Source organism: Erythrobacter sp. (assembly GCF_024305245.1).
Classification (GTDB): domain Bacteria; phylum Pseudomonadota; class Alphaproteobacteria; order Sphingomonadales; family Sphingomonadaceae; genus Erythrobacter.
The window spans coordinates 88588-109820 of record NZ_JAMWYX010000007.1; the positions used below are offsets into that span (position 1 = coordinate 88588).

Annotated in this window: 17 protein-coding genes; 8 read left to right on the forward strand and 9 right to left on the reverse strand. The window is 60.9% G+C overall.

The window, feature by feature from the left end; translation table 11 throughout:
* Positions 1–155 precede the first annotated feature (155 nt).
* Together Q0L48_RS11215 and Q0L48_RS11220 are read left to right on the forward strand one after the other, a co-directional pair.
* Positions 156–1313 carry a site-specific integrase gene (locus Q0L48_RS11215; RefSeq protein WP_296720975.1) on the forward strand — a complete coding sequence of 386 codons (1158 nt, stop codon included), beginning with the start codon at positions 156–158 and terminating at the stop codon, positions 1311–1313.
* Positions 1310–1588, forward strand: coding sequence for a hypothetical protein (locus tag Q0L48_RS11220; protein ID WP_296720977.1), 279 nt, complete (start codon positions 1310–1312; stop codon positions 1586–1588). Before Q0L48_RS11215 ends, Q0L48_RS11220 begins: the two co-directional genes overlap by 4 nt.
* A gap of 212 nt (positions 1589–1800) precedes the next feature.
* On the opposite strand, the gene secD is transcribed toward Q0L48_RS11220, so the two are convergent.
* Positions 1801–2562 carry a hypothetical protein gene (gene secD / locus Q0L48_RS11225; RefSeq protein ID WP_296720979.1) on the reverse strand — a complete coding sequence of 254 codons (762 nt, stop codon included), beginning with the start codon at positions 2560–2562 and terminating at the stop codon, positions 1801–1803.
* Between the two features lie 252 nt (positions 2563–2814).
* Here secD and Q0L48_RS11230 point away from each other — a divergent pair, with 252 nt between their 5' ends.
* Together Q0L48_RS11230 and Q0L48_RS11235 are read left to right on the forward strand one after the other, a co-directional pair.
* On the forward strand, positions 2815–3159 hold the full coding sequence (locus tag Q0L48_RS11230) for a hypothetical protein (RefSeq protein ID WP_296720981.1): 345 nt from the start codon (positions 2815–2817) through the stop codon (positions 3157–3159).
* 327 nt (positions 3160–3486) lie between these two features.
* The gene (locus tag Q0L48_RS11235; RefSeq protein ID WP_296720982.1) at positions 3487–4092 is read left to right on the forward strand and encodes a PEPxxWA-CTERM sorting domain-containing protein; all 606 of its coding nucleotides are present in this window, start codon (positions 3487–3489) and stop codon (positions 4090–4092) included.
* Between the two features lie 157 nt (positions 4093–4249).
* Here Q0L48_RS11235 and Q0L48_RS11240 read toward each other — a convergent pair whose 3' ends face one another.
* The gene (locus tag Q0L48_RS11240) at positions 4250–4882 is read right to left on the reverse strand and encodes a tyrosine-type recombinase/integrase (protein ID WP_296720984.1); all 633 of its coding nucleotides are present in this window, start codon (positions 4880–4882) and stop codon (positions 4250–4252) included.
* 411 nt (positions 4883–5293) lie between these two features.
* Between Q0L48_RS11240 and Q0L48_RS11245 the strand changes: the two genes are divergently transcribed.
* From Q0L48_RS11245 to Q0L48_RS11260, 4 genes are all read left to right on the forward strand, one after another.
* Positions 5294–6247, forward strand: coding sequence for a 3'-5' exonuclease (locus Q0L48_RS11245; protein WP_296720986.1), 954 nt, complete (start codon positions 5294–5296; stop codon positions 6245–6247).
* A gap of 82 nt (positions 6248–6329) precedes the next feature.
* Positions 6330–6872, forward strand: coding sequence for a hypothetical protein (locus tag Q0L48_RS11250; protein WP_296720989.1), 543 nt, complete (start codon positions 6330–6332; stop codon positions 6870–6872).
* A 90-nt stretch (positions 6873–6962) separates the two neighbouring features.
* The gene (locus Q0L48_RS11255) at positions 6963–7547 is read left to right on the forward strand and encodes a hypothetical protein (protein WP_296720990.1); all 585 of its coding nucleotides are present in this window, start codon (positions 6963–6965) and stop codon (positions 7545–7547) included.
* 138 nt (positions 7548–7685) lie between these two features.
* Entirely contained in the window at positions 7686–8450 is a 765-nt protein-coding gene (locus tag Q0L48_RS11260; protein ID WP_296720993.1) for a hypothetical protein, read from the forward strand.
* Positions 8451–8883: 433 nt separating this feature from the next.
* Here Q0L48_RS11260 and Q0L48_RS11265 read toward each other — a convergent pair whose 3' ends face one another.
* From Q0L48_RS11265 to Q0L48_RS11295, 7 genes are all read right to left on the reverse strand, one after another.
* Positions 8884–10128, reverse strand: coding sequence for a type II restriction endonuclease (locus Q0L48_RS11265; RefSeq protein WP_296720994.1), 1245 nt, complete (start codon positions 10126–10128; stop codon positions 8884–8886).
* A complete protein-coding gene (locus Q0L48_RS11270; protein ID WP_367274036.1) occupies positions 10115–10591 on the reverse strand; it encodes a very short patch repair endonuclease in 477 nt (158 codons plus the stop codon). The genes Q0L48_RS11265 and Q0L48_RS11270 overlap by 14 nt, the downstream gene beginning before the upstream one ends.
* Positions 10575–11825, reverse strand: a complete 1251-nt coding sequence (gene dcm / locus Q0L48_RS11275) for a DNA (cytosine-5-)-methyltransferase (protein WP_296721001.1) — start codon at positions 11823–11825, stop codon at positions 10575–10577. The genes Q0L48_RS11270 and dcm overlap by 17 nt, the downstream gene beginning before the upstream one ends.
* Positions 11826–12044: 219 nt before the next feature.
* A complete protein-coding gene (locus tag Q0L48_RS11280) occupies positions 12045–13730 on the reverse strand; it encodes a nuclease-related domain-containing DEAD/DEAH box helicase (protein ID WP_296721004.1) in 1686 nt (561 codons plus the stop codon).
* Positions 13730–15589 carry a DUF1998 domain-containing protein gene (gene drmB, locus Q0L48_RS11285; RefSeq protein ID WP_296721006.1) on the reverse strand — a complete coding sequence of 620 codons (1860 nt, stop codon included), beginning with the start codon at positions 15587–15589 and terminating at the stop codon, positions 13730–13732. The genes Q0L48_RS11280 and drmB overlap by 1 nt, the downstream gene beginning before the upstream one ends.
* Positions 15579–18770, reverse strand: coding sequence for a helicase-related protein (locus tag Q0L48_RS11290; protein WP_296721008.1), 3192 nt, complete (start codon positions 18768–18770; stop codon positions 15579–15581). The genes drmB and Q0L48_RS11290 overlap by 11 nt, the downstream gene beginning before the upstream one ends.
* A 5-nt stretch (positions 18771–18775) precedes the next feature.
* Entirely contained in the window at positions 18776–20755 is a 1980-nt protein-coding gene (locus tag Q0L48_RS11295; protein ID WP_296721011.1) for a UvrD family DEAD/DEAH box helicase, read from the reverse strand.
* Between the last annotated feature and the right edge of the window lie 478 nt (positions 20756–21233).

The window sequence follows — 21233 nt, forward strand, 5'->3', positions numbered from 1 at the left end:
GACCCAGGGAGGAATCACCCCCCCAAACTGGCCCGACGTGCCGCCTCTGAGGCCCGCTCGGCACGAACTCGGCTGCGCCCGGGCCATCCCCATCAAATGCACTCCCACCGTCCAGCGGGCGCAACCCAAACCACTTAAATCAAGGAAAAACCACCATGCCTATTGTACCCCTCGATGCGGCCTATTGCGCGGCCGCTACCTGCCCAAGCCGCAAAAAGAAGGTCGACTACTATGACAAGGAGTTGAAAGGCTTCGTGTTGGAAGTCCGCGCGTCCGGCGGGAAAAGCTACTACCTCCGCTACGCGGAACCCAACGGCCGACAACGGCAACTTCTCATTGGCGGCTGGCAGGATGTCACCTTCGCGGCCGCCAAGAAGAAAGCCCAGCGCCTGCGTTCCGAGGTTGTTCTCGGCGGTGACCCGCTAGGTGACCGGAAGCGCACGCGGCTGGTGCCGACCTATGCCGAACTTGCGCGCCAGCACATTGATCACGCCAAAACCTATCAGAAACGACCTGAGAACACCGCGTCGGTCATCACAATCCATCTGGTGCCTCGCTGGGGCAAGCACCGGCTCGATGAGATTAAGCCGCAGGACATCTCGAAGTGGCTAGGCCAAAAGCGAGAGACTTTGGCTCCGGCGACCGTGGAAAAGCTGCGCGTGACTTTGGGCCGGACGTTCGAGCTGGCACGGCAGTGGAACCTGCCCGGTGCCGAAATCAACCCGGTTCGATCTGTGCCCCGTTTCCAGTTCGACAATGCGCGGGACCATTATCTGACGGCCACAGAGGTCGAGCGGCTACTTTATCATGCCGACCGGTCCTTAAACCCGCGCTTGGGCGCCATCGTTCGTCTTCTGCTTCTGACCGGCGCCCGAAAGTCGGAACTGCTAACCGCTGAGTGGCGCCACGTCGATCTAGAGCGCCGAGCGTGGCTGATTCCGGACAGCAAGACCGGGAAAGCTCGCTATGTTCCGCTCTCCGGCGAGGCTGTCAAAGTAATAGAAGGATTACCAAGACTAAAGGACTGCGCTTACATGCTAGCGAACCCAAATACCAAAAAGCCATATACGGGTTTAAAAAACCCATGGGATACAGTCAGAACAAAAGCGAATCTGAATAATCTGCGTATTCATGATTTGCGCCATAGCGCAGCTTCGTTCCTAATTAATTCAAATGTGGAGCTTTTTACTGTGGGTAAGATACTTGGTCACGCGGACTTTAAGTCAACAATGCGTTATAGTCACCTTGCAAATGACACGCTCATGGCCGCTGTGGAGGCCGGGGCGGCGAAGATGGGAGGGACGGCATCATGACAGGTGGATTGCCAACCCCACCGGGCGTTCTCGACCGGCTGGCGCTTATGAATGGCGGGCTGGATCCCGGCCTGAATAAGCACGATCGTGTCAGCGTGTTGATCCCGGTGTGCATCATAGAAGGGATCACCGAGGGCACGCTGATCCGACAGGCGCTGACAGAGGTGGGATATGATGCCCGGCACGTAGGCCTGACCCTCAGCAAAGGAAGTGCGAGCATGCCGCCCGATCAGCGCTGGTACAAGGATGCGGACGGATACTACCGCCTGCCCTGACTTAATCCCCCCGGTCCTGCATGGCTTCGCGCTGTGCGGGGCCGGGGTTCATTTTATTTTTTTGCGGCTGCCTACATTGGCTACCCTCAAACACCTACGCAATGGCGGCTTTCGGGGCGGTTTCGGGAACTGCTGTATGTCGCAAACTGGGTGGATTCCGGCCAAGCGAGCTAACGCTGTTTGACCTTCTAAATTGTTAGCTATCTGGCATATCAGGGGGTGGGCGATATGATTCGCTGTTCGACCAGCATGAGAGGGATCGGCAGCGCCCCCGAGCTGAGACTGATCGCAAGCTCGTTGGCGCTGTCAGGGGTGAAGCTGCCAGAGATTTGAACTCTTCCGCCGCGAATAGCCTCCTGAATGGTGGGCGCCGCCAAAACCTCGCCATCGAGAACGATCGCCATCGACTTTCCGACATTGGCACCTGTAAAGTCAGCGAAGGCCTGCTTTCCCTCCTCGTCGAATTGCAACCAGACGACGGATTCGTCCGTGTCAGCGTCGATGCCGGCCAATGCGCCCGTCAGATTGTCTCCCGATATGCCGCCGTCCAGCCGCACGACTATCGCCGGGTCTCCGTTCGCCATCGGATAGATTGCGCTTCCGGGCCGGGCGATGCCTCGCGCGATATCTGCGGGCGTGGTGTCGAAATCAATTAGCAGAAAATCGAGATCGGCCTTGATGCCGAACACAACGCGGGCGATGCGCGGTGCATCGGAATGGGTGATTTGCACGACAAGGCGGCCTTCGCCTTCGTGGGTGAGCGTATATGACCCTTCAAGCTCGTTGAGGCGCGGTTTGGCGACCGCGATGACCGATTGCATCGCTGTGTCGAAGTCCACCGGCCCATCGATTTGCTTGGCCAGCCTGTCGCGGTCAGGTTCGAAAACGAATTGGTAGGTGGGTGCGGCTTCAGCGAGCAGCGGCCCGGCCGTAAAAAGGCTCGCCATGAACAGCAGGCACGCGACAAAGAGCATGCTAACCAATGATTTCCTGATCATTGCTTACCCCGCACATCGAAACCGTTATCGCTCCTACAACCCTCCGCTGGAGAGCGCACGGCTATTTCACGCAAATACCCCCTCGGCGAACTGACCGAAAAGCGAACTCATGAGTTAGCGTAGGCTGTGACAGCACGATTCCCCCCGCCAACCGGGCTACTATAAACATCTTCAAACAAGTTGCAGGTGGAATTAATCGCTAGCGACCGCTTCGGGGTCGGAACCTGAATGGCAGATTTTTCTCGACGAAGGCAGCTTCCTGACGTTCGGCTTATGGTGACGGAACCTGCCAGTCAGCTTCTGCGCGTTTCTCGCCAGCAGCCGACCTTCAGAAATCGACCCCATTGCGGGCATAGCTTGCCAATCCTTGCCCTTGGCTTCAAATTACGGCCAATGTGGGAACGAGCGATGCGTCTGGCTTGGGCATTGGTGGGTGTCGGGATTTTATTGGCCGTCCCGCTGTCCTATTTCGGCTATGAAGTGTGGGCGGGCGGAGCTTTCATCGCAGGGATGGTGCTGGCATGGATCGCTTCCGCTGTGATCTTCGCTCGAAAGCTTTGGTCGCAAACCTGACCTTCAGCAATCCACCCACGAACGGTCGTGAGCGGGGGCGATGCACGATCCCGAAAGCGACATGGCAGCTTAAACGGGTTCTTCGCCAGCGGCCGGCATTCTGAAACAGTCCCCGTTGTGGAAATCTTGTAACACGCCTGCAAAACTACCGGGCGTGTTTGGCAAGCGATTATGTAAAAGGGGAGATGTCCAAACGTTCAATTTTCGCTCTAGTGTCCCAAGTTGGGGCATCCGTCCCGCTCTTATGCGTCTTTACAGTTGTCTAAAATTTAATTAACCGCTTTCAACAGCCGTCGCGTGGTGGCAAAATATTCAAGGGGGAATGCAATGAAAGCTTTAGCCGCCAGTTTTGGTCTTGCAGCAGCAGGTCTGACCCTTGGGGTCGCTCCCGCATCGGCGGCCACGTTCGTGTATGAGGGTTCAGGCGGAAGCTTGCCCGACCTCGTAGACTTTCGAAGCACTATTAACGTCTCGGACAACTTTATCATCGAAGACGTAAATCTCACGCTAAACAATTTAACTCACACATTCTGGAACGATCTCTTCGTGACCTTGACGAACGGTTCAACCACGGTGCTGATAGCCAATAATAACGGCGGCGGCAGCGACCCAAGAGGAACTTTTACTTTCGATGATGAGGCTTTGACGTCCGTCACTGCTGTGAACACAACCGGTGGATCGTTTCGGCCTCTGGGATCGCTTTCCGCGTTTGACGGAGGCAACGCCTCGGGAAGTTGGCAGCTACGCATCCTTGATGAAGCTCGCGCGGACGTTGGAAATTTGGGGAGCTGGACCTTAACGTTGACCGGCACACAGGCTGGAGCGGTTCCAGAACCTGCGACTTGGGCGATGATGATCCTTGGATTCGGGTTTGTTGGGGGTGGGATGCGGACAGCCAGGCGTCGGCAAAAAGTTGTCTTATCTTACGCATAGTCGCTCATCGAAGTAGTCAAAGCGCCGCTAGTGAGAACACTGGCGGCGCTTTGCATTAAGAAGAATGGCAGAATTCCACCCACTTGTTGCCGGTTCGGTGATCGTCGAACCTCGACAAAAGCGGCCATCGGGGCTTGCCCGACGGCCGCCGGCAGTGTCAGATCTCAATGCGCTCCGCTAGGATCAGAGCATCCTCCACGTCGACCCCAAGATACCGGACCGTGTTCTCGATCTTGGAGTGGCCGAGCAAAATTTGGACCGCGCGCAGATTTCCGGTTGTGCGGTAGATCATGGCCGCTTTGGTGCGCCGCATGGAATGAGTGCCGTAGTCTTCACGCCGCAGCCCAATCGCGGTGACCCATTCATCGACGAGCCGGGCATACTGCCGCGTGCTCATCGGTTGGCCGGAACGGATCCTGCTTGGGAACACGAAATCATCGATGGTGCCGCCCCGTCGCAGAAGCCATGTCGTCAGGCTCGATCGGGCGTCAGCGGTGATTTCAAATTGCACCGGCCGCCCGGTCTTCCGCTGAATGATCATTGCGCGGTCGCGAACTTCGGATCCGGCCACGAGGTCGCCGATCTTAAGCTTCACCAGATCGCAGCCCCGCAACTTGCTGTCGATCGCCAGGTCGAACAGGGCGCGGTCTCGGAGCCGTTCCTCGCGATCGAGGAAGAACCGGATCGCCCAAATCTGCTTTTGGGTGAGCGGCCGCTTGGTGCCGACGGTTCTGCCAGCATTCCACGAGACCCGATTTTGCATGGCTGGGTCGAGGTGAGAGTAGGTCATCATCTTTCTCCATGGCCTTGATTGGCCAATCAGAAAGAACGAGCGTCGGCTCGGCGACATCGCCATTGCCCTGCATAGATAGCCTGAGAACGGTCTCCGACGCCTCAGACATTCACACGCAAAACGGCAGCTTTCGGCATAAGCCGACATCTGGCGACGCCGGTGCGAACGACGGCTTCGTCCCATCCCCGGCAGTTCGGCAAGTCTCGTAGTCTCGTCCGCTTTCAAGCATTCGGCAGACGAGAAGGAATGAAGGGGATGAGGGCGCAAACCTGCCACCATTGCGGTGAGCAAATCGCACCGCTCATGCCGCTACATCAGGAAAAGCCTTCGCCTTGAACCTCGTGGAGCGAGGTCGGTAGGAGAAGGGAAAAGGCCCTTCGGCCGGCCTCGTTACAAACGAGGTAGATTATGAATGACGTGAACCAGAATAGCGCTGCGCCGGAGACGGACCCGGGCGGCAGCAAAGAAATACGCGATCAGCAAGAACAGCGCGTGCTCACCCCGGTGCGGCAGCGCGAAGACTGGCCGCGGGAGGCGGTCGGCGATCTGCCGCTGCGGCGCATCGCCGTCATCGATACCGAAACCACAGGCCTCGACTGGACCAGGCACTCGGTCATCGAGATCTGCGCGGCCATCCTGCTCGTTGATGCGAACGGAAGGATTGCAGCGATCGAAGGAATGGGCTCGGGCGTTGAGGATCCCGGCCATCCTCTGCCTCCGGAGATCGTCGAGCTGACCGGCCTCACCGACGCTATGGTGCAGGGCAAGGAGATCATGCGGGAGAAACTCACCGCGTTCATCGCTGACTGCGAGGGGGTGATCGCATTTAATAGCGGCTTCGATCGGCCATTTACGGAGGCGCTGCTGCGCGGCCTGCCGCTGATGCCGTGGGGGTGCGCTATGGTTGATGTCCCGTGGCGCAAACTTGGGTTCGAGCCGGGGCCGCAGAACTACCTGCTCATGCAGATGGGCCGCTTCAACGCCGAAGCTCACCGGGCACGGGACGACGTGCTTTCGCTCATCGAATTACTGGATCATGTGTGCCGCGACGGCGAAAGCGTCATGGCAAAAGTGCTGGCCGCGATGAACGGCGAGGCATGGCGTTTCGAAGCTACCTATGCGCCCTATCACCTCAGACATCTGCTCAAGGATAAACGCTATCGCTTCCGGTCCGAAGGGCGAAGCGGCGTCTGGCACAAGCATGTGCGCGAGGCTGACTTCGATGCCGAAATCCAGTGGTATGTCGACACCTTCGGCGAGAAGCCGACGGTCGTCGAGCTGCCGGCAACCGAGCGATATCGATACGAGCGCAGCTGGAAGCCGGTCGAACGCAAGGCGAGATATTTGGCTGAAGTCCAGTGAAGTGAGCCTCCTTTAGAGAAGGAAAAAAGGGCTTGGGTCCGCCCGGCAATCGGCGGGCCGTCACTCCAATAAGGAAATACGAATGATTGATTTGAACCTCGGCGGGGCCTGCCCCCGGCGACCACTGACCTATGCCCTCGCTAGGGCGATGAAATACCCCAATGCACCGATCGACGTGCCGCTTGGCGACTGCGACCTCGGCGTGGTCGCCAGCAACGGCTCAATGGCAGAGGGAATCGAGGTGCTTGGCGATGTTGCCCTGCGCTCCGGCCGAAGCTGGCTGATGGCGCGCTTCGCGGACGACATCACCACAGAGTGCCGCGATCTCGTTTTACTTCGTCCTGTCGACGAGGGAATCCTGATCGGCACGGTTGAACCCTGCCTGCTCCGGCCTGGGGCACCGATGATCCTGGTAAGCACCGATCGCACGCGTGCTTTCGAAATGACCGCCGCTGGCCAGCTTGTCGATCGTCCAGTGCCCCGCCCTGCACAGGTGAGCGGAGGCACCGCGCGCGCCTGGGACGAACTCATCCGCCGCATGCGTTTGCTCACAACTGCCAGCGGCCAGTTTCCACACCAAAGCTGGGAGATCCACCTCATGCCGTTGGACGCTAACGCCCACTGACCAAGCGGCCATCCATCATTGCCTCACCACCAGACGGGCGGTGCTCCCCAGCGGAGTGCCGCCCGGCTGCTTTTGCCCAAAGGAAATTTCATGCACCACCATGGCTCAGGCCATCCGCCAATTCTGTCATCGCTAATCATCATCAGGACGCGTCCGGAATACGAATCGCGTTCGCTGATTTCCAGCCTCGCACTCTTCACGGTTATCAGGACGGGGCGGAGAGAGGCCACGTTCGATCTGATCCATGCCCGGTTTGATCCGACCGATACGCGTGCGGCCATCATCGAAGGTCTGGTCGAACGCATCCCACCCGGTGCGCAGCTATTGGTGCGCCAGCCGGTGCTTCCGGCAAACAAACTGCTGGAGACGGTAGCGCGTCATGACATCATGCCGCCGCTGGACAACACAATCCTGGCCAAGCGGTTACCGGGCGTAACGCTCCTACCGGTGACGCTGACGGACGAGCAGTTGACCACCGCAGGCAAGGCCCTCGAATTGGAAATGCCAGATCCCAACGCAGCGCCGATCATGCGCAACCGCCGCGCCCCGGAAGCGGCAATGACTTTATGGTCGATCTACACGACCGCGTTCTGCCGCAGCCCTGAAGCACGATCACTGATCGCCGCGTTCCAGGCTTGGCGGGTCCTAGAGCAGGCTCGGCCCCTACGATTCTGAAATTCGCCATCGGCTCTCGCCTCTTGGACCAGCCTGCATCTTCGCAGCCTGGCCATCAGTCGCGGGCCGATCCCATCAACCTCTCTGACCTTCACCACCGAACCAGGCATGGCCTGCTAAACTCAAAAGGACATTCCAATGGATACGCAACGCACCCTCTCCTACACCTTCGTTGATACTGAGAGCAGCTGGGATTCTGATCTGATCGCAGCCAACAAGATGATCCACCCGGATTGCCAGCACAACCGGATCGGATCGCGCATCATCAGCGCCGCTGCCCTGTTTGATGTCGACATCGCGGGCGACGGCACCCTTTCATTCGGCGCCCTCAAATCTTGGAACGAACACACGCACCGTTCCGACCGGGCGGTGACCAAGGCACTGTTCGACAATCTTGCCGAACGCGCCTCCCGCACCGTGGTCACATGGGGCGGAGTGCCTACCGACCAGCAAATCCTGACGCTCACCGCCATGGAATACGGACTGGTATTGCCCATTCAATTTCAGGAGCGCACCTACGCCAACCGTCAACGCACGCACCTTGACCTGTCCCTTGCCATGAAGGCTGGCGGTCAGACTTGGCACCACCTCAGCGAGGTTGCCTATCGGATTGGCGTGCCGCTCTCTTTGCTGCGGGACAAGGCTCGCTATTTTCAGACACGCAGCCCGGCTGACTGGCGGTTGTTGACCGGTCATTGCGAGCTGGACACCTTGGTCACGGCGATCGTGATGATTGCATGGCGAATTGCACAGGGGGCGCCTGGCCTACGTTTTGAGCCGGCAGTGATCGCCACGATCGGCGCCTTCCTGCGCCAGCGTCCTGACCAACCGCATGCAATTGAACTCAAGGCCTACAGCACTGACTTGGAGCAGCTGATCGGGGAGATTAGACAGTCTGGATAGCAGACCCGATGGTGCCATCTTCCCATCTCAAATCGGCCAAGTGAATAACTCCTCGGTCTCTTTCTGCGAGCTTTGAACGGTCCGGTGACAGGCACAAAGACGATCCAAGTCAAGGTGCCCGCAAGCGCCTAAGTCCTCTCCACGTGGTCTCCTTGCGGGGCGACCACGTAGTAGTACCCGTTAGCCTCTGCGCGATAGATGACCAGCTCTGCTGCCAAATCGTCCGGTCCCGCAATGGAGAGCCAGACTGGCTCACTTGGGCAGATACTTGTGAAATCAGGTGAAGTACGCAGTTGTTCGAGCATTGAAGCAGGCATTAGCGCCAAGCGGACTTCGCTTACTGGGAGCATCTGACTTAGAAACGGAAGCACCTCATGCTGTCGTCTGAGGCGGTGGAGCACCGTAGTCAGCTCTGCCGAGAGAGGATCTTTCATCAGCTGCCAACCGGCAGCAGGCGGACATCGCCAATAAAGCTTTCAAGTGTCTGGAGATGCGGCTGCACTGTCTTTGGGTATTTCTCAATCAGACCCGAGGGAATTACGAGCTGTACGCCGCCGTGCGTCATCTCCCGGAACTGCGCTTCGGACACCCCTTCCTGAAGTGTCAGAAGGTGTTTCGCCGGAATCCGGTCGGCCTCGTTGAGGATCTGGCGCCACCGGTCACGGCAGGTTGTTTTAACCGCGAGCATTCGCAGGCGCTCCGCCGGAAAGCTGTGATCATGATAGGCCGCAGCCGACGGAAACAGGAAGTCCGGGCGCTTGCCAGGCTCTGACTCGGGTTGGTGAGCGAAATGCGTCCCTTCTGCCAGCCGTTCCTCGACGAAGATCGCCTTAGCATGCAACTCGAGTGAGTGGCCGGACCGCGCCTTGCGACGCTGCAGAATGGTTTGCGCACGCGAAATGAAGTCGTCGATCGTCTCAAAACCGGCAGTGATATGCGGCATCTCGATGGCCTGCTCTACGCTGCGGAATATCTCGAACTCGCATTCGCGCCGGCGCATGAGGCGGCGATCAGGATCAAGCCCGTCATCGGGGCGCAGCTCGACCGCACGCCGGATGATATCCGCGCCGCTCGGGAACTTCCTAAGCCATTCTAAAGGGATTTCGTCGTCGGTGAGCCAGCAGGTGGCCCGGACCGGCGGCGGGTTGAGGAAGGCGAACAATCCCTGCTGAGCCGGCGGCCAGATCAGATACTTGCCCGGCTCGACCGGTCCCACCCTGTCCTCGACCAGATCCTCCTCGGTCTCGTGTCGGCAGACCCAGACGTGACAGTCTGCGGTCTCACCTTCGGCTACCTTTCTGAATGCAAAGACCGTCAGCGCGCCGGTACTCTCGGGATCGAGCAGCGCGGACGCACCGCCACCAAAGCCTGTGACGCGGGTCTCGTCCCGGCCCCTGGCAGCCGAGGTGTCATGGAAGCGATTGTTGTACCAGATCGCCCGGACCTGGCGCGCATCGGCATTGGAATCGATATAGAGGTCGAACCACACATCCGGATTCTTGATCTCTCGCCGATTGAGCGCCGGGAACACCGCGAACAAAAAGTCACGCGGGATGTAGGGTCCGGCCTGATGACTGCCATTAGCGAGCGTGTCGTTGCCGGAGAGGCGCTTCACATACCAAGTGAAGTGCGGCGCGCCGTGCTCTTCCATCCACTCGACAAGATCACCGACTGGCACCGTCTGTCCCCCTGACCTCTCCCGTGCTCTCATCTGACCGCAGCCATTCAGCGACACGGGTGACTGCCGCCTCAGCACCGATACGGCCCGGCCCCTTCAGCGCGCATTCCCAGACTGTGAGCACGCGCCAGCCCGCGCGGTCAAGTGCAACGTCAACTTCCCGATCCCGCTCGACATTTCGCCCAATCTTGGCGCGCCAGAATTCCTGCCGTGTCTGCGGCCAACGGAACAGCGGGCAGGCGTGGCCGTGCCAGAAGCAGCCATGGATCTGGATAACGGCGCGCCAGCGCAGGAGCACAAGGTCGGGTTTGCCCGGTAATCTGTAATCATGCAGCCGGTAACGGAAGCCAAGGGCATGAAGTCCGCGCCTGATGACGAGCTCGGGCTTCGTATTTTTTCCCTTGATGCCGGACATTATGCGGCTTCGCGTTGCCGCATCGACGATGTCACCCGGCAAGCGCAAGCTTCCGTTGCAGGCGCTCGGGGGCGAGCTCTGCCCGATCTACCAGCCAAGGCAGCATGTGTTCGGCGACCGCCTGCACTACGGGCACCACGACGGAGTTCCCGAACTGCCTGTAGGCCTGGGTATCGGACACTGGGATAACGAACTCCCGTCCCTTCGGTCCGTCGAAGCCCATCAGCCGGGCGCATTCGCGCGGTGTGAGGCGTCGCGGATTGCGGCCGGGCTGCGCGACGAGGATTTCCGAGCCATCCTTGTAGTATCGGGCTGACAGCGTGCGGGCGACATCATCCGGGCCGACAAGCCCGAACCCGAAGCCGTTCCCTGCCAGCCGGTGCTTCTCGGCATAGCCCTGCAGGTACTCCCACAGGTGGTCGGTCAGTGTGTACTTGGCGGATACCGTTCCGATATTGCCCCGCGTAAAGGGCGCCTCAATTTCCTCGGTGCCGTCCTCGGGATGCAGGATGGAGCCAAGCTTCGGACCGTTCAGCGGGTTGGGCAGGTCGATGTCGTCGAAGGTGAAGTCGTTGGCTTCGCGAAAGCCCACAATAAAGATTCGCTCGCGCTGCTGCGGCACGAAGGACTTGGAGTTGATGACCTTCCAGTGGACCTGGTAGCCAAGCTCCTCGGTCAGGGTGCGATGGATGACCTCGAAGGTCCGGCCCTTGTCATGGTTTACGAGGTTCTTGACGTTCTCAAGCAGAAAGGCTCGCGGCCGGTGATGCCTGATGATCTGGGCAACATTGAAGAAAAGCGTACCCTGCGTCTCATCGGCGAAGCCGTGGGGACGGTTCAGCGCGTTCTTTTTCGAGACCCCCGCGATCGAGAAGGGCTGGCACGGAAATCCGGCAAGCAGCAGGTCATGCGGCGGGATCGTCTCCACCGGCACCTGCGTGATGTCACCCACCACCTCATGATCGCAGGCAAAGTTCGCGAGATAGGTCTGCTGCGAGTACTTGTCCCACTCGCTAGTGAACACGCATTTCCCCCCAAGATCCTCGAAGCCGCGGCGCAGGCCGCCTATCCCTGCAAAGAGATCGATGAAGCTGAAGCGGGTCTCGGCGTGCGCTGGCAAGGGCCGTGAAAATGTCTGAAGCAACTTTACTGCCGCTTCCCGCGGCTTGCCATTACCAGCCTCCCACCGCTGCAACTGACGGACGCTGTAGCCCGTCCGGTTCGCCGCCTCGTCGAGAGAAAGACCGGCGCGGACACGAAGTGCTGCGAATTCGTTGAGCATGAAACCTCTGGGACAATTTGCGACATGATGTCGGATTGAATCCGAGATAGCAAGCGCCGTTGCCTTGATGTTCATGTTTTGTCCAGAAAATAGTGCGCTGTCCGACCGCTGTATCAGAGGGCCGCAGCCCGGTTCCGATTCCTCGGAGGTTCGTGCGTACTGACCCACGGCCGCGGGAGGGCCGCTCCGATCGCAATCTGCACTCACAGTTGCCCGATATCAGTCGTCCTGTACCCCCCTCGACAGCCATCTCGCCTCGCCTTCCGACGACACCACACAAAGGCAAGCCCGCGCCCGCGAGAAGGCGACATAGGCCAGCTCGCGCCGGTCAAGCTCGTCCCCGCCTGCTATCAGGATGATCACCGGGCGCTCGAGGCCCTTGAAGCGGCGCACGGTGTCCACCACCACATCCTCAAGGGCCAGTGCATCGGCGTCCGTCAGCGCGATGCTGGTTCCGCTACCTTTCTCGATGAACTGCGCGCGGATGACAGGATCGTTTGCCAGAACAGCGATGTCGCCGGGAGCGACCTCCTCGATGAACACGAGCCGTCGCAGTTCCCGATAGGCTTCTTCCACCTTCCGGGCGGCGTTGTCCGCCGCAATCCATGCCACATCGATGCCGTCAGGTCCGTCCGGAATGATTTCCGGGCCGGAGTAATGAACGGATGCTGCCTCGTGGATTTTCCGTGTGTTGCGCAAATTCCGGGAGAGGCGGACCGGCACAACCTCAAGGTCCTGCACGCCGCCCGCCGCATTGCCATAGACCTTCTGGTTACTGTCCATGCAGACGCGGAGATGCCCGCCCGGCCTGAGGCACGCATCGATGGCAATCCACCAGTCCGCATGGAAGTCCTGGCCCTCATCGACGATGATGGTGTCCCATCGAAAGTCCGGAATGGTGGCCATTGCCTCGCATAATGCGTTCGGCAGAGCAAACTCGTAGAGATCGCGCTCTCTGGTCCCGGAAGGCACCGCAACCGCCGCCTTGCTCGACATCCTGCCGCACAGGCCATGGAAACCTGCGACGGTCAGGTTGTCGACATCCTTCAGTTTCCGCTCGAGATGCAGCGCCAAGGGGCGACTGTGGCAGGTGAGAAGTGTCCTGCGTCCGGACCTTGCGGAGCGCAGTGCGGCCTCGATGGCCACCACGGTTTTCCCAGTCCCGGCGCCGCCCCGGATCAGCGCGCGGGGGATGTCGGCGATCATCTCGAGAATGTGATACTGGGAGGGCTCGAGCGCGCGGAACTCGTCCTCGGCCTCCGCAAGCGCTGCTCCGATCCGGAAGCTCAGCGTGAAGGGAAAGGCCAGCAGTCGTTCGAGGGCAGCAATGCCGTCATGTCCCAGCGCCTCGCAATTGTCCGGTCGCTTTCCTGCTCTCAGTCTTTCCCCGACCCAGTCCCGGAAACTCTCACGCAGCTGACGCGAACAACAGAAGATGTGGGCGGGGCGATCAGCGCCGAGATTGGCGGGAGGCGATCCTGTACCCGGGAAGATGACCGCATGAGCCACATGGATGCGGCGCGTGCGCCATTTCGGCGATGCGTTCAGCCGCTTCAGGATCTCGTGCTTCGCGCTTCGCGCCTGCGCCACGGGGTCTTTGATCCTGTGCACGAAGCCGTGGGCATCGGTGCTGCGCCACTGGCCGTCCGACGGGTCGAAGGCAATTTCCCGGCCGCCCTTCACCTCAATCGCAAGAATTCCGTGTTCAGGATGTGCGATCAGGAAATCGCATTCCCCGTCCTTCTCGTTGCCCAGCCTGTCCATTCCCAGCCAAGGGCTTGAGTAGAATACATGGTAGCTGTCGTCGAGAACACCGGCGAGCCGTTCATAAACCCGCACTTCAGCACGGCGTCGCGGATCGTCGCGGACCGCGCGGGGCAAGATCCCTGGCCAGAGAACTGCCATCAGTGCCGCCGCAGCATGTCTTCGAAGAACCCGAGGCCCGAACCGCTACCGTCCCCGATCAGCAGCGCCCGGTCGAGGAAGCTGTTGAAGGTCTCACACGACGTCTCTGGTGCAAGGCAGCAGGCATGGCACACCGAGTGCGAATAGCTGCTGATCGCGCCCATCATATCAGTGATACACAGCGGGTCGGACGAGCACCATTCGATCGCCTCGATCGCGCGCTGAAGGATGCCCTCGATCCTTCCTGTCTTGCCCTGGCGCTCGAGTCCGCCGAGCGTCCCGTCCGAATCCGGTGTGGCGGTGTAGATCAGAAGCCCCGCCATCGGCTCCTCGCCGATGCCCGCATAGATCCGTTCCTGCAGGGAAGCAGACGAATAGCCGCATTCGAGGGTCAGCTGGCGCATGAGCGTATGGGCGAGGGTGTGACAGAGCATGTAACGGGGGGTGGTCGAGCGCGGAGGGCTGGCGTCCTCGCCATAGCGTTCCTTCCAGTCTGCCAGATGCGCGCCCTCACAGGACGAGACCCGCGCGATCACATCCGGCCGGCTCTCCCATTGCGCGAGTCGCTCCCCGTTCAGCGCAAGGAATATACCCTCGCCGCGAACCTCGATCGCGGGCAACCAGTCGAGCGGTGTTTTCGACAGCCGCGCGACCTCCGGCGATTCCGGATCCCCCGGGGGATCAATCCGGGTAAAGCCGGTGATAGCGCGCACCTCGCGCAGTCGCACGGCTCGCACCACCCGGCTGATCCATGGCGCAATGCCCGCCGTGACCGGTTCGCGCCGGGTCTCGAATTCGCTGTCAGGGATACTGCTGCGGCCCGCTTCCGTCACAAATTGCCGGTACTCGGCAGGGCGCAGATCATCGGTCTGCATCATCCCGAACGAGTCAAGCCGCAACCGGACCGCCTCAGCGAGCTCGGCCGCCGACATCCCGAGTTCCCTGAGGGTGCTTTCAAGATCGCCCCTCGCAAGCAGGTCTATGTAATCCTCAAGCCTCGACATATCGTCGAGATTGGTCAGGCTGCTCCACCAGTCGCCGAGAGCCTCCTGAAGGTGATCCGACCATGGCGGAATGCTCAGCGCGGATTCCGTGACCGCGAAGTACAGGTTGGAGGCGCCACGCTGCACAGCATTTTGCTGCCTCCCGCAAGTCTCGTCCCCGTCAGCCAGCCATGGCCGGCGTCCGCGGCAACGGGGTCCGTGCTCCCATGTTTTCTTCGAGAAGACGCCATCCATGGACCGGCGTGCACCGCACTTTGGACAGCTGAGGATCAGGCCCGCAAGGCCCGGCTTTTCCGCGCGCAATGTCAGGCCGGGATGCCGGTCCGTAGTGTCGCGCTTCGCGACATTGCAATCCGGTTCGTGTCCCACCCACCAGTCCCAGGGGAATTCATCGAGGTGGCCATGCCGGCAGGCCATCACGAAACGGACAGGGATCACGAAGACCTTGCTGTCGCCGTGCGCCTTCTCCGTGCACGCCGCACAATAGCGGAAAGCCTTGCCAGGATCGCTTTTCCAACGCCGCTCCGGCTTGATGAGATCACATCCCGGGCACTGGAGCCATCTCGGGAAACGCACTGCCACAAGGCGCCTCGTATCCGGATCGTCATCCTTGCCGCGCTCCAGCAGCACCGGAGGCGTCCGGAAGCCCTTGACCCCCAGCTTCTTCTGCAGGCGTGGTTCGCGGATTACCTGGGGATGCGCAAGTCCGGCCGGAGGAAACGAGCGATCCCATTCCTCGAGGCCCGCAGCGATGCCGGACACCGCCCCGCCGCCCGCTCTGAAATCGATGACCGATCCCGGACCGAAGGTCGAGACAACGGCACTACGGCGCAGGTCCTGTAGGTCATTCTTCATGCGTATCATCCTTTGCCCTGAGAACCGGGGCCATCCGGAACGGCGTTCCGGCCTCGACAGTCCGCATCGAATTCAGGGTCGGCCATGCAGCGCCGACATCGCGGCCAGCCGCCCGCCGGGCCGCCGCCCGCTCCGCGCTCTGCAGAAGCGACTTGCCGCCCTTGAAATCGCTCCAGTAGACGCCCGGCGCTCTTGCCCGCCAGGTATCAAGGCGGCGCTCAAGCTCCCGGCGGACCGCGGTCTCCTCGGGATCGATCCGGGCAGCCCGCTCAACCAGCAAGTCTACGAGATCCATGGCAAGATCCTCGGCTTCGTCATCCATGTGCGGCGCATCGAGCATGTCCGGCACAAGGTGCCGGACGACAGTTACCAATGCCGCGTGCAGCGCCTTGTCGCGCGCCCGTGCGGCAAAGGGCGTGACGCTGGTTGCCTCGACATCGCGGTAAAGAGTGCGATGCCAGCTGCAGAAGGTCTCGAAATGCGAGCGGTCACGCGCCTTGGCATTGTTGAGGACCGAAACGACAAGTCCGCTGACCGCACCGCGCCCGACCCGGCTGGTCGACTGGATATACTCTGCAATCGTCTTGGGCTGACCGTTGACGAGCATCAGCCCCAGCCGTGAGATATCGACCCCGACGCTGACCATATTGGTCGCGAGCACCGCGTCGACGGCGCCGGGCTGCCCCACCCTGATATCGAGCAGGTCGAGCATTCCGCGGATCTCCTCCTGCGTCCTGCGCGAGGTCAGCTCCTCGACATTGCTGAGCGGCCTTGCCGGTTCTGACCGGGCACCGGCGTAAAGGGCGATGCTGTCGGTGACGTCGTCCTGCATCAGGACCAGCGCGCCGCCAAGTTCGCGCAGCGAATTGAAATAGCCCACAAGCGTCCAGTAGGCATCGCGCCGGACATCGTCGCTGAATGCCCCGAAAGCCGTCTGAAGCAGCGATCCGGCCACGGCCTGCAAGGTGAACTTGGCCGACCGGCCGGCCGTCGTCACCCCGAGATAGCGACGCCCCGTTGCCGCCGGCCGCCGGTCGCGAACAGCAAATCCGGAATCATCGTGATCAATGGCAGGGGGAGGAAACTGGAAAGCCTCGCGATCAAACAGCGCACGAACCTGCTCGGGCGCGCGCCGGATGGTAGCGGTCGATCCGATCACCTTGGCCCGGTGGCCACGCGATGCGAACAACAGGTCAAAGGCGGCCTCGTAGGTTCCGGCGACAGTTCCCAGAGGACCTGAGATGAGGTGGAGCTCGTCCTGGATCACGAGATCCGGAGGCGAGCCATGAGATGCCCCGAGCAGGGCATTGGTCCGTTTCTCGCGGACCACCTGGGCAAACTTGTCGGCAGTCCCGATCAGCAGAGTCGGGCGCCTGACATACACATCCTCATCGACAGTGAAGACCGGCAGAACCCCCTGAATCGTGCATCTTTTGTTGATGCACGCTGCATCGACCGATGATGAGGGATCGGCCATCGACCATTCGAGCTTTTCCTCGCATGCCGGACATCGCGCAAGCTGTTTCGGAGAGGACACCTCGGTGGAACCCCTGAGCGAGGCGAAGGCATCGGCGCGCCGGTTGGGCGTCGCGTCACCGCCAACCCAGAGACCGATCGAGAAGGGTTCTGTCCCCCTGAGTGCCATTCCGTCAGGAACCGCAACCCGGCCGGTCCTGATCGCCTCCAGCGCAAGGATCATGGCGGCGGAGCGGGCAAACTGCTGCGTGGTGAGAAGCCGCAGGGTGTAGCGCATCAGTGCGCAGACGCCGGTGTGATCGTCCGGATCGTCCGACAGGCGGCGGTAGACCGCAAGGCAGGCAATCAGCGCAAGATAGGCCTCGGTCTTGCCGCCCCCAGTCGGAAACCACAGGAGGTCCATGACGCCCCGGTCATCATGGTCGCGCAACACTGCGGACGGGGCGCTGAGAAGCAGGAACCCCAGCTGGAATGGCCGCCATCGCAAGGCTCCATGGCTTCCCTTGGCACTGTCCCACGCGTGCTGCTGGTGCATCGCGAGATTGGCCAGCTGGAATGCCCGGCGCAGGCGCGCGTCATGGCCGATGAGGTCAATCGCTGCGCGCATCCGCGTCAGCGCAATATCGCATTGCTCGAGATGGGCCTCTGCGACAGGCCTGAGTTCGGACGCAACATCGTCGGCATCATCCAGACGCCTTCGCTGCAGTTCCAGCCAGCTGGCATAGGCGTCGCAGAAGCGATGCAGACCGGCGATGAGTGTTTCGGGTCCGGCTTGCGCCAGTGCCAGCGCTGATAACGGGTCCAGACCATTGTCATCGCCGAGGCCGGAAAAGACCGGGTGACCGCCGGGGTCCACTCCGGCGACGATCGCGGAGGGTATCCACGTCGTTGCAACCCACTTCGCCGTGGGGCGCGTTCCTGCCGCGCTTTCCGACTCCTCCCATTCGGCCGAGCAGACATGTCCGACTGCGAATTCGGCAACGTTCCGGTACAGCAGCGCGCCGCCGTCCTCGTCGGTAAACGTCGCACTGCCTCCCTCACTGGCCCCGGACCGCGAAGTACCGCGCCGTGGCGGCTTGGGCACAAGCAAGGTTCCCTCGCAGGGCTCGACACGCATCCATGTCTGGAACAGCGAGGCGACCTCGCTCTCGTTGCGCCCTTTCTCCGCCGCTATTGAGTTGATGAGAGAGATCGTCACCAGAAACGATCCTGCTCCCCGGATGCAGCGAACACTCAGCGTTACGTTCGGCAGATCGTCACCATACTGTGCGAACGGGATCTCGCGCGCGGGCCCGGGAGGCAGATCAAGAACCGGAATTTCGACCCGATGCGGACGCCGGATCCAGATATCCCCCTCCTCCCGCTTCTCGAGACGGTAGGCGCCGAAGGTGCAGGTCACCGTCACACGCGGGCAATCGTCGGACGTGGCAGCGCTGAACGAGATGCCGGCGACCGAGGGTTTCTGGACCGACCCGGTCCTGACTGCCTCCGCCTCGCTGTCAGTCTCATCGCCCGCACCGCCAACCGCGGTTCCAAGGCGATCATCATCCTCGCCCCCCATCGCCGTTCGCTGCGGCCACAGAATGCCGGTCAGCCAGACATCCGAAGGACGTGCCGTGAGCTCCTCATGTTCCGTGCGCGGCCCAACGAGGTCGCCGGTGAGCCGGGAGGCGACAATGTCCCGCTCGGGTGATTGATCGGGCATGCGGGCTATTTCCTTCCTGAGAAGAAGAATGGCGGAAAGGCGGCGATCCTCGGCGCAAGAAGGAAACCTGATGATGCCCAGGGCTCATTCAGCGTGCCGAGTTCAGGATCGTCCGAACCCAGAACAATGGTAGCACAGCCAAGCCCCCTCACATGGTTCACATATCCGGGCGGCCTGTGACTGCTTCTCTGGTTCCTGTTCGCGAGGATATCCCAGAGATCATATGTGAGGTTGCGTGACATGACACCAACGCATGGCCCGTCGCAGTCGCCGGCACGGATCCTGTAGCGCCAGTCGAGATCAGGGTCAGCTTCCAGCCTGTAGGTTGTAACGACGTCGGCAACCCTCGCGAGATAGTCCTGGGCTGTCCGGACATCGGCTTGGGCGTGCTCGCTGCGACCCGCGAGACCACGCGCGGTGATATCGCCGCTGCGACCAAGCTCGATCATGGTCGATTTGCCGTTCCTCGTCGTACGAAAAATCCGCCCAGATGGTGCTGTCGATGCCCTGAATGCGCTGCTCTCGCCGACCAGCAGGGATGTCCGGGCGCGCGTCGCCCCCACGAACAGGACGCGGGTCTCCTCGATCTCGTCCTCGGTCGTCTCAAACTCGGCTCCATTTGGCAGAAGCAAGATGACCTTGCTGGCCTCACGGCCCTTGCTCGCGTGGATGGTTCCGACGATCGGTCCCTGAAGTCCGAACTCGGGAAGAGCCAGCTCTATGGGCGGTCGCGACTGGCTCAGTCTCTGGCGGAGCTTGCGCATGTCGACAGCGCCGTCCCTGCGCCCGGCGATGCGAAGGAGCCGCCCCCAGGCTTCGAGTGGACCATACTGCGCCACCACCCTGTTCTCGATCCGATCGGTCCACAGATCGAGGAACTCGCGTTCGGCGAGGAAGGGCGCAAGGAAGTCCCGGAAGCAGATCGCCAGCCACGCCGGCAGTGTCATGCCATACCCGGAGAGGCGGAGCCTGTGGGGAAGGCTGCAGAACTGCGAGGCCATAAGGACTTCGCCGCGGGTCCTGAATAGCAGAAGATCCTCGCTGGTGAAGTCAGCAACCTTCATCTGCGTCCATTTCAGGCCCTGCTCATCGGCAAGCTCCCGGATTCTCTGCGCTGTCGTGGCATGGATGCCATCCTTGTGGTTCTGGCTGTCAAGAACATTGCTGCGCAGTCCGGAGAATATCTCCCGGAGGCCCGGGGATGATGTGCGGTAGATCTGCTTCAGGGCTAGGGTGGAGAAATGCCCCGATTGTCCTTGCCGCAAGCGTCCGAGCAAAGGTTCGCATCGCTCACCGGCCGCGGGTCTTCCGCCTCCGATCCTGTCGTCTGAGAAACCGTAGATAGCCTGCGCCTCGTCAGCAAATACAGTGACACCGCATTCTTGGGGCAGTCTCGAGACGAGTGCTTCGACAAGTTCTGCCCGTTGCCCAACCAGATCTTGCGCTTCGTCAATGACGACGTGTTCGACCTGTTCGAGCTCATCGGCCACGTCCTGATCGGCCTGCAGCAGCTCGATGACACGGGCGATATTCTCCTCGTACGACCCAGACAGCCTCGCATCCGGGTCATGCCCTGAGTGGATGGACCATGCATGCGAATCGACGGTCGCGATCCGAATTGCAAAGGACGCTTCGCCGACATAGGTATGCAGGCGTGCGCGGATCTCGGCGACGGCTGTCCTTGTGAAGCTGATCATCCAAGCATTGGAAGGCTCGATGCCTTCCTCATTGATCAGCCATGCCAACCGGGCACAGGCTACAGCGGTTTTCCCGGTTCCGGGACCTGCCTCGACGATCAGCCGGGCATCCGCTCCTGCCTCGATCACCCTGAGCTGGTCATCATCCCAGTTGCCCGCGCGAACCGGCATTGCAGCAGCATTCATTGCGCCCGCAAGTCCAATGCGAACCCGTTTAACTTTGGTCTGCCCATAAATTTCCACCCACCCCATTGCCGTGCACACGATGCGGGCGATCCGACCCAGCATCCGAAAATAGCACTCGTTCAAGATACTGCAATTCAGATACTTCTTGTGGGTTTAAACTTGGCTAACCTGATTTAGCTGGGGTCCTCTTGGCCAAGGGCCGATCGCGCTGACTGGCGTTTGTTAACCGGTCACTGCGAGCTGGAAACCCTGATCACGGTGATCGTAATGATTGCATGGCGAATTGCACAGGGGGCACCTGGCCTACGTCTTGAGCCGGCAGTGATCGCCACGATCGGCGCCTTCCTGCGCCAGCGTCCTGACCAACCGCATGCAATTGAACTCAAGGCCTACAGCACTGACTTGGAGCAGCTGATCGGGGAGATTAGACAGTCTGCATAGCAGCGCCAATGAGGCCAAATGTCCAACTGATCGGTCTCTGTTGCGGGCCTCGAACCTTCAGGTGACGGGCACATCGACGCTGCAATTTCATATTGACCTATACGTAAAGTGTGCCGGATTTCGGCAACTCCGGCACACT

Coding starts and splice junctions, on each gene's coding strand:
- Q0L48_RS11215 (WP_296720975.1), top strand. CDS start 156: ATGCCTATTGTACCCCTCGATGCGGCCTATTGCGCGGCCGCTACCTGC.
- Q0L48_RS11220 (WP_296720977.1), top strand. CDS start 1,310: ATGACAGGTGGATTGCCAACCCCACCGGGCGTTCTCGACCGGCTGGCG.
- secD (WP_296720979.1), bottom strand. CDS start 2,562: ATGCTCTTTGTCGCGTGCCTGCTGTTCATGGCGAGCCTTTTTACGGCC.
- Q0L48_RS11230 (WP_296720981.1), top strand. CDS start 2,815: ATGGCAGATTTTTCTCGACGAAGGCAGCTTCCTGACGTTCGGCTTATG.
- Q0L48_RS11235 (WP_296720982.1), top strand. CDS start 3,487: ATGAAAGCTTTAGCCGCCAGTTTTGGTCTTGCAGCAGCAGGTCTGACC.
- Q0L48_RS11240 (WP_296720984.1), bottom strand. CDS start 4,882: ATGACCTACTCTCACCTCGACCCAGCCATGCAAAATCGGGTCTCGTGG.
- Q0L48_RS11245 (WP_296720986.1), top strand. CDS start 5,294: ATGAATGACGTGAACCAGAATAGCGCTGCGCCGGAGACGGACCCGGGC.
- Q0L48_RS11250 (WP_296720989.1), top strand. CDS start 6,330: ATGATTGATTTGAACCTCGGCGGGGCCTGCCCCCGGCGACCACTGACC.
- Q0L48_RS11255 (WP_296720990.1), top strand. CDS start 6,963: ATGCACCACCATGGCTCAGGCCATCCGCCAATTCTGTCATCGCTAATC.
- Q0L48_RS11260 (WP_296720993.1), top strand. CDS start 7,686: ATGGATACGCAACGCACCCTCTCCTACACCTTCGTTGATACTGAGAGC.
- dcm (WP_296721001.1), bottom strand. CDS start 11,825: ATGCTCAACGAATTCGCAGCACTTCGTGTCCGCGCCGGTCTTTCTCTC.
- Q0L48_RS11280 (WP_296721004.1), bottom strand. CDS start 13,730: ATGGCAGTTCTCTGGCCAGGGATCTTGCCCCGCGCGGTCCGCGACGAT.
- drmB (WP_296721006.1), bottom strand. CDS start 15,589: ATGAAGAATGACCTACAGGACCTGCGCCGTAGTGCCGTTGTCTCGACC.
- Q0L48_RS11290 (WP_296721008.1), bottom strand. CDS start 18,770: ATGCCCGATCAATCACCCGAGCGGGACATTGTCGCCTCCCGGCTCACC.
- Q0L48_RS11295 (WP_296721011.1), bottom strand. CDS start 20,755: ATGCTGGGTCGGATCGCCCGCATCGTGTGCACGGCAATGGGGTGGGTG.